The organism is Thalassospira lohafexi (assembly GCF_002844275.1).
Classification (GTDB): domain Bacteria; phylum Pseudomonadota; class Alphaproteobacteria; order Rhodospirillales; family Thalassospiraceae; genus Thalassospira; species Thalassospira lohafexi.
Genome location: NZ_NXGX01000001.1, coordinates 717441 through 733435, shown reverse-complemented (window position 1 = coordinate 733435; position 15995 = coordinate 717441). Strand labels below are relative to the sequence as shown.

General features: G+C 53.5%; 13 protein-coding genes. 3 read left to right on the top strand and 10 right to left on the bottom strand.

Translation table 11 applies throughout. The features are described from left to right. The first annotated feature begins 5 nt into the window (after nt 1-5). A complete protein-coding gene (locus tag COO92_RS03310) occupies nt 6-980 on the top strand; it encodes an ABC transporter ATP-binding protein (protein WP_101299827.1) in 975 nt (324 codons plus the stop codon). Nucleotides 981-985: 5 nt separating this feature from the next. After that, nucleotides 986-1990 carry an ABC transporter ATP-binding protein gene (locus tag COO92_RS03305; RefSeq protein WP_101300064.1) on the top strand — a complete coding sequence of 335 codons (1005 nt, stop codon included), beginning with the start codon at nt 986-988 and terminating at the stop codon, nt 1988-1990. 115 nt (nt 1991-2105) lie between these two features. Here COO92_RS03305 and COO92_RS03300 read toward each other — a convergent pair whose 3' ends face one another. The 3 genes from COO92_RS03300 to COO92_RS03290 all read right to left on the bottom strand — a co-directional run bounded on the left by COO92_RS03300 (nt 2106) and on the right by COO92_RS03290 (nt 6232). Continuing rightward, entirely contained in the window at nt 2106-2918 is an 813-nt protein-coding gene (locus tag COO92_RS03300; protein ID WP_101300062.1) for a MipA/OmpV family protein, read from the bottom strand. Nucleotides 2919-3083: 165 nt separating this feature from the next. Further along, nucleotides 3084-4301, bottom strand: coding sequence for an AraC family transcriptional regulator (locus tag COO92_RS03295; protein WP_101299825.1), 1218 nt, complete (start codon nt 4299-4301; stop codon nt 3084-3086). A 179-nt stretch (nt 4302-4480) separates the two neighbouring features. Further along, nucleotides 4481-6232: a GAF and HD-GYP domain-containing protein gene (locus COO92_RS03290; RefSeq protein WP_101299824.1), complete on the bottom strand. Its 1752-nt coding sequence runs from the start codon at nt 6230-6232 to the stop codon at nt 4481-4483. 291 nt (nt 6233-6523) lie between these two features. Here COO92_RS03290 and purB point away from each other — a divergent pair, with 291 nt between their 5' ends. Further along, nucleotides 6524-7834 carry an adenylosuccinate lyase gene (purB, locus tag COO92_RS03285; protein WP_101299822.1) on the top strand — a complete coding sequence of 437 codons (1311 nt, stop codon included), beginning with the start codon at nt 6524-6526 and terminating at the stop codon, nt 7832-7834. Nucleotides 7835-7944: 110 nt separating this feature from the next. Here purB and COO92_RS03280 read toward each other — a convergent pair whose 3' ends face one another. The 7 genes from COO92_RS03280 to COO92_RS03250 all read right to left on the bottom strand — a co-directional run bounded on the left by COO92_RS03280 (nt 7945) and on the right by COO92_RS03250 (nt 15956). After that, nucleotides 7945-9516, bottom strand: coding sequence for a ribulokinase (locus COO92_RS03280; protein WP_101299820.1), 1572 nt, complete (start codon nt 9514-9516; stop codon nt 7945-7947). Between the two features lie 10 nt (nt 9517-9526). After that, nucleotides 9527-10219, bottom strand: a complete 693-nt coding sequence (araD, locus tag COO92_RS03275; RefSeq protein WP_101300060.1) for an L-ribulose-5-phosphate 4-epimerase AraD — start codon at nt 10217-10219, stop codon at nt 9527-9529. Between the two features lie 74 nt (nt 10220-10293). Beyond that, nucleotides 10294-11274: an ABC transporter substrate-binding protein gene (locus tag COO92_RS03270; RefSeq protein WP_206186345.1), complete on the bottom strand. Its 981-nt coding sequence runs from the start codon at nt 11272-11274 to the stop codon at nt 10294-10296. Between the two features lie 42 nt (nt 11275-11316). Next, nucleotides 11317-12300 carry an ABC transporter permease subunit gene (locus COO92_RS03265; protein ID WP_240626295.1) on the bottom strand — a complete coding sequence of 328 codons (984 nt, stop codon included), beginning with the start codon at nt 12298-12300 and terminating at the stop codon, nt 11317-11319. Nucleotides 12301-12340: 40 nt separating this feature from the next. After that, a complete protein-coding gene (locus tag COO92_RS03260) occupies nt 12341-13903 on the bottom strand; it encodes a sugar ABC transporter ATP-binding protein (RefSeq protein ID WP_101299818.1) in 1563 nt (520 codons plus the stop codon). Next, nucleotides 13900-14685: a DeoR/GlpR family DNA-binding transcription regulator gene (locus COO92_RS03255; protein ID WP_101299816.1), complete on the bottom strand. Its 786-nt coding sequence runs from the start codon at nt 14683-14685 to the stop codon at nt 13900-13902. Before COO92_RS03255 ends, COO92_RS03260 begins: the two co-directional genes overlap by 4 nt. A 371-nt stretch (nt 14686-15056) precedes the next feature. Then, entirely contained in the window at nt 15057-15956 is a 900-nt protein-coding gene (locus tag COO92_RS03250; protein WP_101299814.1) for a LysR substrate-binding domain-containing protein, read from the bottom strand. Nucleotides 15957-15995: the final 39 nt, after the last annotated feature.

Here is a 15995-nt window from a genome sequence, read left to right as displayed (position 1 = left end):
ACATCATGACAACCAACCATATTCTGACTGTCGAAAACCTTTCTACGCGGTTTCAAACCCCGGACGGCGAAGTTGAGGCGGTCAATAACGTCAATTTCCACATTGATCCGGGCGAAACGCTTGGCGTTGTCGGGGAATCGGGATCGGGCAAAACCCAGATATTCCTGTCCCTGATGGGGCTTTTGGCCAAGAACGGCACATCAACCGGATCGGTTCGCTACAAGGATAAGGAAATCCTCAATCTGCGGTCCCGCGACTTGAACAAAATTCGCGGTGTATCAATGTCGATGATCTTTCAGGATCCGATGACATCGCTCAACCCGTTTTTGAAAATCTCCCGGCAAATGACAGAGGTTCTGGTCGAACATCGCGGCATGTCCGAGGCAGATGCCCTAAAACGTGCCGTTGCGATGCTTGACCGTGTGGGCATCTCCGGTGCGGCCCAGCGCGTTCACATGTACCCCCATGAATTTTCAGGTGGCATGCGCCAACGCGTGATGATTGCCATGGCGCTTTTGTGTGATCCGGAAGTTCTGATTGCCGATGAGCCGACCACCGCGCTTGATGTCACGGTACAGGCACAGATCCTTGATCTGTTGCGCGATCTGCAAAAGGACTTCAACACCGCCACGGTCATGATCACCCACGATCTGGGTGTGGTGGCTGGCCTGTGTGATCGGGTGATGGTGATGTATGGCGGGCGGGTTGTTGAAACCGGTACCGTGCGCGACATCTTCTATGACAGTCATCACCCCTATACCGAGGGACTGTTGAAATCGATGCCACGCATTGATCGCGCCAACGAAGACAGCATGTTCGCCATTCCCGGCCAACCACCCAATCTTCAAAACCTGCCGACGGGCTGTGCCTATCAGGAACGATGTGGCTATGTCATGGATCGATGCTGTGTGGAGCGCCCGTTGCTCAAAGATTTTGGGGATGGCCGGGCCAGCGCATGTTTCCGGGAGGACGGGCAATGACGGTCATGACAGCACCAGACAAACGCGACAACGCCCCGATCCTTTCAGTCCGCGATCTTAAGGTTCATTTCCCGATACCCGGCAAAGGCCTGTTCGCCAAGGACCGTCCGCTTAAGGCTGTCGATGGGGTGAATTTTGACCTGTTTCCGGGTGAAACGCTGGGCGTGGTTGGGGAATCAGGGTGCGGTAAATCGACACTGGGCCGGGCGATTTTGCAATTGATTGCCCCGTCGGGCGGACAGGTCGCATGGCTTGGCAAAAACATTGTTGGCATTCCGCACCGCGATATGCAGCCCCTGCGCCGTGATTTTCAGATCATTTTTCAGGATCCGCTGGCCTGCCTTAATCCGCGCATGACGATCGGCGAAATCATTGCCGAGCCGCTGGTCACCCACAAACCCGAATTGGGCAAGGATGAAATCAAGACACGCGTCAAACGCATGATGGCGCGCGTTGGCCTTTTGCCGCAAATGATCAACCGTTATCCGCATGAATTTTCCGGCGGACAATGCCAGCGTATCGGCATTGCGCGCGCAATGATCCTTGAACCAAAACTGATTGTTTGTGATGAACCGGTTTCCGCCCTTGATGTGTCGATCCAGGCGCAGATCGTCAATCTGTTGCAGGAATTGCAGCGCGAATTTGACCTGTCGCTGATTTTCATCAGCCATGATTTGTCAATTGTGCGCCATATCTGTCACCGCATTATGGTGCTGTATCTTGGCAATGTGATGGAGCTTGCGGACCGTGACAGCATCTATGCCGCGCCAAGACACCCCTATACCAAGGCGCTGATTTCAGCTGTACCAATCCCCGACCCGGAAATTGAACGCAACAAGGAACGCATTGTCCTGACCGGTGATTTGCCAAGTCCGCTGTCGCCGCCATCAGGATGTGTGTTTCGAACGCGTTGCCCGTTTGCACAGGAAAAATGCGCGACAGATGTCCCGAAAATTGATCGTGTTTCGGAAACTCAGGAGGTCGCCTGTCATTTCCACGACAACATTTGAATAACAAGCCGACCACAATTGCACCCTGAAACTTAACGGACCGTCTTGCGACGGTCCGTTTTTTTTGTGCAGATTGCCCGTTTGATCATCCCGATCTGATGTCCATTACGGAAAATCAGAACGTATAGACAAGCCCAAGACCAGCACTAAGAACATAGTCATCATCAATGATCGGGCTGTCGGTATATTCATCTGACAGATAGATGAACCCGCCGGTGCCAATGATATTGAGGCTTTCGGTCAACGGATAGGCGACGGTCACATCAAGATGCGGCAGGAAGGTTGCATCCGGGGCATAGTATGCCCGGTCGCTGCGGACTTCAGTGCGCGAAACACCCGTTCCATAATCAACCAGGTTCTCGCTTTGCCACGTAACACCGGCACCCCACTCAAAGTTGACATCCCCTAATTGCAGCGGCACGAAATAGGACACATCAACTTCATGACCGTTATGGGTATCGGCAACATCGGTCAGATAGCTTCCAATCAGTTCGCCGCGCCATAACCGCGTGCTAAAGCCAATACCAACATCATATCCCATGTCGGTATCCTTCATTCCTCTCAGGTAGTTGCTATCACCTGACTCAAATGGTCCATCACGGAAGCCACCGATCACTGACAGACTGGCAAAATCATTTTGCCACGCTTTGATGTCGATCCCGTCGATCCCGATATGCATCCGCTCCGCATCATATGCAAGAAGTGGAAGCCCGCCTAAATCGGTACTGTCCGCTCCGCGATAAGGATTGCTTTCTATTTGTCCAAATGCACCAAATTGCCAGTCCCCGCCAAGCCACGGGTCCTCGCTGTCGGCATTTGGGTTAACCTGTTCACGCAGAATTTCTCTTCTGCCTTGTTGGGCATGAACCGGAGCGGCAATCATCAAAATGATCGCCATCGTACAAAGCCCCAGACCGGTAAGAAGCATGATATCACCGGAGCGGCGTAAAACGTGATTGAAAGACATGTATCGGAACACCCTGAAATTGGTTGATGTGCCGACACTGCCCCGAAGCCCTGAACCTGGCGTCCGTTGTTATATGGTCGTACGCATCAGGCGCCCCCGGATGGTACGAATGCGCATTCGTACGCCTTAGTCGTTTGGTTTATCAACGTTTTCATGACGATACTTACTTGGCGTCAATCCCGTGATCGTCTTGAATGCAAGGTTGAAAGTCGATTTCGAATTGAAGCCAACACTGGTCGCAATATCGAGGACAGTACGTTCCGATTCGCTGACCAGAAGGCGCTCTGCCTCATTAATCCGAACTTCATTGACGAAATCGAAGAAATTTTTGTCCAGATGCTTATTCAGCACGAAAGAAAGTTGATTGGGAGTTACCCCCACCGCCGCAGCCAGTTTCGGCATGGTCAGAAGCGGGTCGAACATCACATTGCGGCTAGCAACGACTTTCTCAAGCCGGGTTCGAATGCGCATGACATTGTCCTCATCGACAATCATGCGCAGCATCCGTGCCTGTTCACTGCCATCATCCCGGCCCGTATCTGGCGGTGTCGCGGCATCACCGGGCACACCTTCCGTACCGGTTTCCGGTTGGACAAACAGCGCAGGGTTCTGCGCAATCACCTGACACATGCGGAAAAACACAAGAACGAACGCCGCCTTTACGCCAAGCGACAGCCACTCGGCCTGCGAAACAAAAAGATCAAACAACTGGGTCACGGTAAAAACGGTAAACAGTATCGTCATCCCGACAAGAAGTTCTATCACCCAGCGGCGCAGCCGTTCGCTGTCAACCTGAAGCTGCCAGTCCGCCTGTCGCAGGTAACGCCGGGCCCGTCGCCAGATACCCGTCATGTAAACCGCAAACAGCGTGCAAAACAGGATGACGATCGCAAGCAGCACCATATCTGCCAAACCACTCGACGAGAACGTAATCTGCAAGCCGACATCACGCACATGTCCCTCATCGGCGATCATGCGCGAACGCTTGAAATAGACCATAAGCCCGATTGCTGCAGCTACGGGCACCAGGACAAGAAAATGCCGGTATGGCCGTGATGCCGGGTCGCCGGAAATTTCGCGGAAATACAGGTAGATCGACGGAATGAAGGCAAAAAAGAACGGCGCAAAAACTGGCACAAGATACAGGTTAACAAGCGGACTGATGATCGGATCGAACGTATCGTCGACAAAACTCATCCCGACCGAAAACCCAAACACCATCAGCCAGCGATTGGCCTTAAACGCCCGTTTTCCTTCATCCATCAGCAGGACAATCAGGAAAATCGCCTGAGCGGCTCCAAGCACCGAAACGATCAGAAAAAGAATATCGAGTGTTTCAAACATCCTTACGTCCGTCATGGCGGTTCGGTATTCTAGCGTCTGAACCCAATTGAATATGCGTCGGACCAAGCAGAACGCAGGCCCCTGAAACGAATGCACCGGTCAGGAATACGTCAGTGTGCGCCGTGCGACAACAAACATTTGCAAGACATTTGCCGCTGCCACATCCCGAAACAGTCCCGTTACGATGACAGAAACTGACTGACATCCACTTCGTCGCACTGATCGGGGCGCAGGTATTTTTTACCGTAAACAAGGTAGGTGCCACTGACCAGAAACAGCTCGAACAGGTCATTGTCGATCTGCCCCTTGTCGCGCATATCGCCAAGGATCGAAATGCATTCAGACAACAGTTTGGGCCGTTTATACGGGCGATCAACCGCGGTGAGTGCTTCGAAAATGTCGGCAATCACCATGACCTTTTCAAGAATGCCCATGTCATCGCCGGTCATGCCGTGCGGATACCCTGATCCATCCATTTTTTCATGGTGATTGCCCGCAATAGCAGGAATACGTTGCAGTTCGCGCGGATAAGGCAATTGGGCAAGCATATCCTGCGTTACGACAACGTGATCATTGATCACCTGTCGTTCTTCGGATGTCAGGGTGCCGTGCGGGATCGAGAGATTATAAAGCTCCCCACGGTTAAAGCCCAGATACACCTGATCTTCGCGGTCCATCAGCAAGGTTTCTGTGCCCGCTTCGCGTAGGCTTACCAGATCCGCATCGGTCAGCCGTTGATTTTCCGACCACGACAGCCCGACTGTTCGATCAAAATGGCGCACCCATGTCAGTTCGGCAATATCGTGCAGGGCATAGATGGTGTCGGTATCAAGTTCCGTATCGCCAATATTGGCATCGGCGACCATGGCGAACTGATTTTCCAGCTCGGCAACCTTTTGCTTGAAATCGGCATCGCAGGCATCGGCGTCTTCGCCCGCCAGTTTGCGTTTAAGCATATCGATTTCGGCATCCCGGCGCAGGACTTCAAACCGGGTGCGAATTTCGTGAATGCGGTTATGGATGGTTTCAAGCTTGGTCGCCTTTTCCATCACATGGTCAGGGGTGACGATTTTGCCGCAATCATGAAGCCAGGCGGCCAGATCAAGCTCATACCATTCCATATCGGTCAGGTAGAAATTGGAAAATGGTCCAAGTTTGTCATCAACTGCGGCCTGCGCCAGCATGCGCGCAATCACCGGAACGCGCGAACAATGGTCGGCCGTGTGCGGCGACTTGGCATCAATCGCATGGCCCAATACGCGCACGAAACTTTCCATCAAATCGCGCTGCGCCAGCAAAAGACGGCTGTTTTCAATCGCAACCGCGGCCTGACTGGCCAATGCGGCGATGATTGGTTCAATTGATTTATCAAAGGCAATCACCTGCCCGGCTTCATCGCGGGCATTGATCAGCTGCAACACCCCCATCATCGCACCACGCGTACTTTTTAGCGGCACGGTCAAAAATGATTTCGACCGATAGCCCGTTTTGGCATCAAAGGCGCGCGTGCCGGAAAAATCAAACCCGTCGGCACAATAGGCATCTTCGATATTGATCGGCTTGCCGGTCAGCGCGACATAGGTCGCGATGTTGCGATAATTGGGCCGCCCTTCGACATCATAAAGCGGCAAGGGTGGAAACGGTTTTTCATTTTCGCGGCCGGAAACAAAGAATGTGTTGAGCGTATCATTCATCAGGATACGGAAATGCAGTTCGCTTTCGTCTTTATTGACGAGATAAAGCGATCCACCATCCGCGTTGGTGAATTTACGCGCAGCCATCAGGATCTTCTGGTTAAGCTCCTCGCGTCCCTGCTCGGCGGAAAGCGCAATACCCAAATCCACAAGCTGCGCAAGATAGTTGGCGTCTGTTTCGCGGGTCTCCGTCCCTTCTTTTGGAAGATCCTTCGCCCCGTCGCCTTCGCGCGTCATTAATTTCCCGTCCACTCAACAACCGGATGACCAGAATGCCATCATATACATAATGTCCGTTTGCATATGTATTCTATCTAAGTTGCTATAATTCTAACAGAACACAAGTTTTTAACCGGTAAAAATACAATCACATCCCAGTCATACCTGTCTGCAGGCTTGCCAATCGGGCCGGAATGGACTATCCGACGCGGTGAAAGCGTGCTGGCCTGATGATCGTGGAAGTGATCACGCAATCCGATCATTCAGATCATACCCCGGCACCCAACCATCTTGCCCGGAGGCGACCGCATGATCCCCCGTTATTCCCGTCCACAGATGACTACCATCTGGGAACCGGCGAACAAATTCCGTATCTGGTTTGAAATCGAAGCACACGCTGCTGACAAACTGGCTGAACTCGGTGTTATCCCGACCCAATCTGCCAAGCTGGTTTGGGAAAAAGGTGACAAACCTTATACTCAGGACCGTATTGATCGCATCGACACCGTCGAGGCCGAAGTCAAACATGACGTCATTGCGTTTCTGACCGAACTGTCTGAACAGGTTGGCGAAGAAGCCCGCTTTGTTCATCAGGGCATGACCAGCTCGGACGTTCTTGATACCTGCTTTAACGTTCAGTTGACCCAAGCAACCGACATCCTGCTTGAAGATATGGACAAGCTTCTGGCAGCGCTTAAAAAGCGCGCCTATGAAACCAAAGACGTCCCCTGCATGGGCCGTTCGCACGGCATTCACGCAGAACCGGTGACCTTTGGTCTGAAACTTGCCACCTTCTATGCCGAATTCAAGCGCAACCGTGATCGTCTGGTTGCTGCGCGCGAAGAAATCGCCACCTGTGCGATTTCCGGTGCTGTTGGCACATTCGCCAACATCGATCCGAGCGTTGAAGAACATGTTGCTGCGAAACTTGGTCTGAAACCAGAACCGGTTTCAACACAGGTGATCCCGCGCGACCGCCATGCGGCCTATTTTGCGGTTCTGGGTGTCATCGCATCGTCGATCGAACATCTGGCAACCGAAATTCGTCATCTGCAGCGCACCGAAGTGCGCGAAGTTGAGGAGTTTTTCTCCAAGGGGCAGAAAGGCTCCTCGGCGATGCCACACAAACGCAACCCGGTTTTGACCGAAAACCTGACCGGTCTTGCCCGTCTGGTGCGTTCAATGGCAATCCCGGCAATGGAAAACGTTGCCCTTTGGCATGAACGTGACATTTCGCACAGCTCGGTCGAACGTAATATCGGTCCAGATGCGACCGTGACGCTTGATTTTGCTTTGATGCGTTTGGCCAATGTGGTTGAGAACCTTGTCATCTATCCGGAACGGATGGACGAGATTCTTAATCAGATGGGTGGATTGGTGTTCTCGCAGCGTGTGTTGCTGACCCTGACCCAATATGGCGTGTCGCGCGAAGATTCATATCGCATCGTTCAGCGTAACGCGATGAAGGTCTGGAACCGCGAAGGCGATCTTCTGTCGCTTCTGAAAACCGACGAAGACGTTACCGCCAAAATCCCGACCGATAAGCTCGAAGCGCTGTTTGACCTTGGCTATCACACCAAGCATGTCGACACGATCTTTACCCGTGTGTTTGCCGACTAAGGCAATCCACCGCAAACAAAACAAAGCCCCGGCACGTTTTAAACGGCCGGGGCTTTTTGTTTTGATTTTTGAACACTCAAACGACGTTGTTACGACGACCTTTGGGGCCGTTACCCGCCAATACGAAAGGCGCGAAGACGCGGCAAGATACTTCCAAGATCAAGCGGGTCCCCTTGTCCGAAGCCCATATAAATCGCGCGGAAGATTTCAAACAATTCGTTATAGGTTGCAACCGCATCTGGCCGCGGATTGATAATACGTGGCTTGGGCGCAAGCCGTTTCTGTGCGGTTGCAATGTCAGCGATCGCCCCACAGGCAACGGACGCCATGATGCACGACCCAACCCCGGTTGGGGAGCTTTCAGGCACATGCACAGGACGATTTAACACATCGGCATAGACCTGATTGAGAACGTCGTTCTTTTGGGGAATACCACCGCCATTCACAACATGGCGAATTTTCATGCCGCATTGTTCCATCCGGTCATGGATGATGCGGGTGTGCATTGCCATGCCTTCGATGGCGGCGTGAAGTTCGTCTTCGGCCTCATGCCCCAAATCCCACCCCAGCGTAATGCCGCCCAAATCAGGACGGACCAGAACGGTGCGGTCACCATTATCCCACGGCAGGCGCAAAAGCCCGGTTTGACCGGGGCGATAGGCATCCAATCCTTGCATCAAGGTCGGCAAATCGCGACCCGACCGTCTGGCGATGGCTTCGAAAACGTCCCCAGTTGCCGACTGACCAGCTTCGATACCAGTTGTTTCGGGCGTGACACTGCCCGGTACAACGCCGCAAATACCCGGAACCGGAACAACATCATCAGGTGCAATTGCGATAAAGCAGGTGGACGTGCCAACCACGTTGACCACATCACCCTGCGTGCCGCCGCTCCCCAGCGCATCCCAATGGGCATCAAACGCCCCAAACGGGATCGGAATTCCGGGTTTCAGGCCCAGTTTTTCAGCCCATTCTTCAGACAAATACCCGGCGACTTCCGGTGCCATGCCAAAGCGGCCTTCAAGCTTTTCATTGATGCCATCCAACAACGGATCAACGCGCGACAGGAAATCCTGCGATGGATACCCGCCCCATTTTGGGTTCCACATCCATTTATGCCCCATTGCACAAATCGACCGGGGAATGTCAGAAACACCCTTAACGCCCGACAGGGTCGCTGCCACCATGTCGCAATGTTCAAGGGCGGTCGCAACCTGATCGCGTTTGTCCGGATTGTTGCGCAAGAAATGCAGCAGTTTGGCATAGCCCCATTCGTGGGAATATGTGCCACCGCACCAGTCGAGTGCTTCCAGTCCTTCGCGCCGCGCCAATGCTGTGATTTCTTCGGCCTCGGCATGGGCGGAATGATCGGCCCAAAGGTAATAATCAGCCAGTGGCTGTAAGTTTTCATCGACCACCACGACGCTTGACCCGGTGGTATCAGCCGCAAAAGCCGCGATGTCGTGGCCATCAATACCGGCCGCCTTAATCGCACCACGGGTCGCCCGGACGAGGGATGCCATGTGATCGGCATGGGCTTGACGCGCCATCAGCGGATCGGCAGGGTTTCGATGCAACGGATAGCCTTCCGAGACAGATGCAACTGTCGCACCGCTGTCGCAATCCATCAACGTAACGCGGACGCTAAGTGTGCCGAAATCGGCACCGACAACATAGGTCATGTGTTATCTCTCAGTTCTGTCCATAGGTCGCGTTTTCACCATGCTTTCGCAGATAATGGCGATCCTGAAGGTCCTGTGAAATCGGCGATGCGGAAGGTGAAATGGTCAAGGTATGCCATGCCATTTTTGCAACTTCTTCAAGGATCATCGCATTCAAAACCGCACTTTCAAGCGTATCACCCCAGACAAAGGGGCCGTGGCCCGCGACCAATGCGGCGGGGACCTCAAGCGGATCACGCCCTTCGAATGCTTCGACAATGACGTCACCCGTTGCGGCGACGTAGCGTGACTTGATTTCTTCTGGCGTCAAATTGCGGGTGACCGGGATCGTGCCGTGAAAATAATCGGCATGCGTGGTCCCCAGCGAAATGATTGGATGGCGCGCCTGAGCCATGATCGTCGCAAAGGTGGAGTGGGTGTGAATAATCGCACCAACACCATCGAACGCACGGTAAAGTGCGAGATGTGTTTCAAGGTCAGATGATGGACGATACAGGTTGGTTTGACTGCGGCCATCAAGATCACAGACCACCATATGATCGGCCGTCATGTCTTCGTAGGGTACGCCGCTTGGCTTGATGGCGATAAGACCACTTTCGCGATCAATGCCGCTGGCGTTGCCGAAGGTTGCCTTGACCAGTCCGTGACGAACGGTTGCAAGGTTCGCGTTAAGCACATTCGCTTTCAGCGTATCAAGGTTCATGATGGTCATCATCCGGTATCAGAGAAAGTCAAAAGAATGGTGCGCCGGCAACCGGCGCACCATGTAAACGAAGCTTAACGCTTGGCGGTCCAACCTTTGTATTCATCAAGGTTGTCAGCCGTAATCAGCATCGGCTCGATCAGGACGGTCGGCTGTTCTGGACGTTCGCCCTGGAAGAATGCGTAGCCCATGTCAAGCGCACGACCGGCCATCGTGTAGGGATCCTGCGATGCGGAAGCTTTAAGCAAAGAGTCTGCCTCAGCAAGGCTGGCTTCGGTGTCTGGTGCACCGTCAACACCGGTGATGATCAAATTGGTCCGACCCAACTGCTTTGCTGCGAGTTGCGCACCAAGCGCCATCGGATCATTCGCACCGAACACAGCATCAAGATCATCAAAACGGGTCAGAAGCCCCTGCATAGCCTGCAGGCCGCCATCACGCGAACCTTGGCCGTTCTGGCCATCGGAGAGAACGGTTATCCCGCCGGCAGCGGCGAAGACATCTGAGCAACCTTTGAAGCGGTCGTTCAGCGAGGACGACGACGGGCCTTTGATGATGGCAACATTGCCCTTACCGTCAAGTTGCTCGACGATGTATTCACATGCCTTGCGGCCTGCGGCGATATTGTCAGTCATAACCGTGACATCGGCACCCGGTGCGGACACGTCAAAAGCTGCGATGACAATACCAGCATTCTTTGCGCGCATCACGGCAGGCGCAATTGCCTCGTCGTCAACAGCATTGAGCATGATGATGTCAACGCCCTTGGCAATGAAGCTGTCAATCTGGCTGACTTGCTTATTGAGATCGTAGTCAGCAGATACCGAGGTGATGTCGACATCCGGATTGATTGCGCGGGCGTGGTCTTCGATGCCTTTGATGGTGGCAACAAAGAACGGGTTGCCCAGCAGACCAACAGAGATGCCGATGCTTTCGAGTTTCTTATCGTCGGCCTGTGCCGCCGACGGCATCAAACCGCCCGCCAATGAGGCAGCAAGAGCCGTGCCCAGCATCATTTTCTTGAGTACCGGCATGAGGTTCTTGGTAATTTGCATTTTTTCCTCCTAGATAGATATGCATTTTTGTCATTGAGAGACTTAGGTGCGGTTACCGCTTTTGAGGCGGTAGCGATCAAGGGAAACGGCAGCGATAATGACGAGCCCCTTAATGATGAATTGCCAAATATCGGAAACACCTGTCAGGATCAGACCATTGGTCAGCACAGCAATGATCAGCGCGCCAACAAGTGTGCCCCAGATTGAACCGACGCCACCGACGAAGCTGGTCCCGCCAAGGATCACGGCCGCAATAGCGTCGAGTTCGTAGGCCTGACCAAGTTGCAGGCCGTTGGCGGCATAAAGTCGTGCGGCAGACATAATACCGCCAACCCCGGCCAGAAAACCGGACGCGCCATAAACAAACAGCAGAACAAATGAAACCTTAATCCCGGTCAAACGGGCTGCTTCGTGATTGCCACCGATGGCATAAATCCAAGTCCCCAGAACCGTACGCCGCAAGATGAACCAACACGCCACGATGACGGTCAATGCAATCAGCGCCAGAATGGGAATCCCCAGAAAGGAACCATTCCCGATGACGGCGAAGGGAAGCTGTCCGTTAAAGACCGTGGTGTCTTCGCCCATCAGTCGGGCAACACCGCGAACGGCGGTTAATGAACCCAAGGTGATAATAAACGGTGGCAAGGCCAACAACGCGATCAAAGCCCCATTAACCAGACCAAACATCAGCCCCAAGGCCAGTCCAGCAGGAATAGCCATCCACCCGATGCCCGGCACAAGAGACACAATAAGAGCCCCCATCGCCGATGCAGCAAGGACCGAGCCGACAGACAGGTCGATCCCGCCAGTCAGGATCACAAAAGTCATCCCCGCTGCGAGGACAATATTAATCGATGCCTGTTGCATCACGATGGACAGGTTGTTCACTGAAAGAAACTTGCCCGTCAGAAGCTGGAACCCAATGGCCAGCAGAATCAGAACCGGCAGCATACCCAGCGCCCTGATCACGCCTTGTATTTTTAAGCTGTTGTTCTTGTTTTGGGCATCAGCGATGTTGGTCACGTCTCGGTCTCCATCTTTTTGGGAGTCAGGATAAGGCAGCTTATGCGGTTACTGTTTGACGGGGATGATCGCCAGAAGGGCTGGCCGAGGGGCCCGTTGAAAGTCGCATGATATCTTCTTGCTCAATGGCCTTGCCGTCTTGCGGAGATATCTCGCCGGCGATGACACCCTCTCGCATGACCAACACACGATCAGACACGCCAATGATTTCGGGCAATTCGCTGGAAATCATCATGATCGCAATGCCCTGCTGAGCAAGACCGTCGATCAGGCGGTAGATTTCCGATTTCGCACCAACATCCACACCCCGCGTCGGTTCATCGAGGATGATGACCTTGGGTTTGGCTTCAAGCAGGCGGGCAAGCAGAACCTTCTGCTGATTGCCACCAGACAGCGAGCCGACCGTGATTTTGGAGGACGGTGATTTGATTTCGAGGTTCTCAAACGACTGACGTGCGCGCGCTTCTTCTTTGCCAAAGCGGCGTGTCCCACCAAGACCGGAATCGTTTTCCATCACCGATATATTGATATTGTCGGAGATCGACATATCAAGAAACAGACCAAGTTCCTTACGATCCTCGGTCAGGTAGGCGATCCCTTCGGCCAGGGCATCACGCGGTGATGTCGGTGTCACGTCCTTACCGTTCAAAAATACCTTGCCCGATACGGCAGGGTCAGCACCATAAATCAAACGCGCAAGTTCTGTCCGACCAGAACCGACAAGCCCGGCAATGCCCAGAACTTCGCCCTGATGAACATCAAACGAACAGTCTTTCACCAGACGAGAATCGGTCATGCCTTTCACTGACAAAACGATGTCACGCTCGCCGGTGTGGGGCTTGTGTTCCTTGGTGTAGAATGTCGACATATCGCGCCCGACCATCATCGACACCAGGCGCTCGGCATTTAAATCGTCATGTTCGAGTGTGCCGACATAGTGGCCATCACGCAGAACCGAGCACCGGTCAGACAGGCGATATATTTCTTCCATGCGATGCGAAATATAAATGATCGCAATGCCTTCGGCCTTCAATCCGGCGATCACGTCAAACAACTTTTCGGTTTCGCTGCTTGATAAGGACGTCGTCGGTTCATCCATCACGATGATCCGTGCCCCGCGCGACATTCCGCGCGCAATTTCGACCAGTTGGCGTTCGCCAAGCGACAAGGACGCCACCTGCGTTGACGCACTGAATTTGACGCCAAGACGCTTTAGGATTGGGGTTGTTTCTTCGCGCATTGCGGCCCGGTCGACGATACCACGGCGTGTGCGCTCATTGCCAAGGAAGACATTCTCCGCAACCGTCAGGTTGGGGGCCAGCGTCAATTCCTGATAGATCACGGCAATCCCGTTGGCTTGGGAAATTTTGGGACTTCCGGTCTGAATGGCCGTCCCATTGATGCGGATATCACCGCCAGCATCAGGGGTATAGGCCCCCGACAGGATCTTCATCAGTGTTGATTTTCCAGCACCGTTTTCCCCCATTAGGGCGTGAACCTCGCCGCCATACGCCGTGAGCGATACGCCTGACAGCGCAACAACTGACCCGAAGGTCTTGGAAATGTCGCGCATCTCAAGCAAAGGGTGTTCTTGTGGGGTCATTTTCCTTTGCTCTCCCTTGCTTCCACAACCACGTAATCAACACCGTGATCTTCTAAAACCTTGGCATCGGCATCGGTTAAGCCGTCATCCGTGATGAGCCGATGAACACGCGTGAGCGGCAGCGCGACCGTCGGTGGGCGCTCGGCGAACTTGCGACTGTCAACGAGGACGATCGTTTCATTTGCCTGTCGTGACATGTCGTCACACAAACGCACGAGCAAAGGATGACTTTCGAGCAGCCCTTGTGAGCTGATCCCAAGAGCTCCCACAAAGAACTGATCCGCAAAGAAGTCATAGCCCTTGCCCGCAGGATCATAGAGAATCCCCGGTTCACGGTGCACATCACCGCCACCTACCGTCAGTTGGCACGTGCCATTTTCCGAGAGATAGCCCGCAAGCGGCGTTGAATTGGTAAAGACGCGAATATTGCGCGACGCAATCTGTGTACCGAAGTGAAAACAGGTCGAACCCGCATGAATGATGATTGATGAACCATCGCGCACAAGGCTCGCGGCGGCCTGGGCAATTGCGCGTTTATTCTCGACCGCAATGTCACGGTTTTCAATGAAGGGAAGATTGACCGCACGACGCTGCATGGGCACCGCGTTTGCCGCGATTCCACCGTGAACTTTCTGGCCCAATCCCGCATCCGAAAGCTTTTCGATATCGCGTCGCGCCGTAGCAGACGAGACACCCATGACAGATGCAAGCTCATTGACCGAAACAAAGGTCTTTTCTTCCAGCAATTCAACGATTGCCTGGTGTCTTGGTAGATCACTCATTCGACGTCCATCCCTAGAGTGTCGGTTTTATTTCCACCGATCATTACCGTTGACGATGAACGATCTTTATCTTTTTTGCAATATTTTAGTCACAAAATGAAACAAAACGATCATTATTGCGCCGCACATGAGCAAAAAACACAAACACACAGCATGTGTTTGCCGTTAAAAAGAATGATTCAAAGAAAATTCCCGGCTGAGTTGCGCGTATATCAGGCGCCAGAGTCGCCGAAGACCGCGTAGGGAGTCCGCGGGTCTGCAGAGGAGGAAAACAGCAAGACTTCAGCTAAGCTTGGGTTAGCTCTGCGGAGACCAAACCCGGCCAAGCCGAATCTTGAACAAAACGTGTCACGCCTTATGACGAAATCACGTCAGCCAACGTCAAGCTCATGTGCCTCAGCCAGCAGCCAATCGCGAAACAGCTTTACCTGACCGCGATGGGCGCGATTTTTGGGGTGAACCAGGTAATAGCCGAACGGAACGGTGAGGACGTTTTCGGGGAAGAGGTGGACCAGCTTGCCCTCGGCAATGTCTTCTTCGGTCAGTAGCGGATTGGCCAAAACCACGCCTTGCCCGTGAATGGCAGCTTCGATGGCCATCGAGGTCTGATCGATTTCAATCTGCGTGATCGTGCTGACATTCGCCGCACTCAAACCGGCATAAGCCCCCAGCCATTCCGGCCACCACGCATGCAAAATATCATTGAGCAAGGTTGCCCGAACCAGATCGGATGGTTTTGCCAATCCCATGTAATCACGGTAAGACGGCGCGCAATAGGCCGCAGCCCGCCCACGATACAGCAGAACTGTCTCAAGGCTGTCATCGCATCCATCAAAATAGCGCACAGCGATATCGACCGGGTCCCGGTTAAAATCGATCATTTGGCTTTGCGATCCGACATGAAGCGACGTTGTCGGATAATCGATCAAAAAGCGGGCCATCCGCCGTGAAAACCATTTTGCGGCAAAACTTGGCGGCATCACAACCCGTACCGAGCGATCAGAACGCCCACGCACCTGCTGGCTGGCATCGACGATCTGGCGCAAGGCAGGCCCAATGCGCGCGGCATAATCCAATCCATCCGCAGTTGGGCGCACCTGCCGAACGGACCGGGTAAACAGCTCCATCCCCAGCCAGTCTTCAAGCTTTTTGATCTGCTGACCAACAGCCCCCGGTGTGACGTTCAGTTCCTCGGCAGCAAGAGAAAAACTATTTAGTCGAATAGATGCCTCGAACGCACGCAATGAATTCAGCGGTGGATATGCAGCCATGATGCAATTTTTCTATTTCATTGAACAGATAACATGATT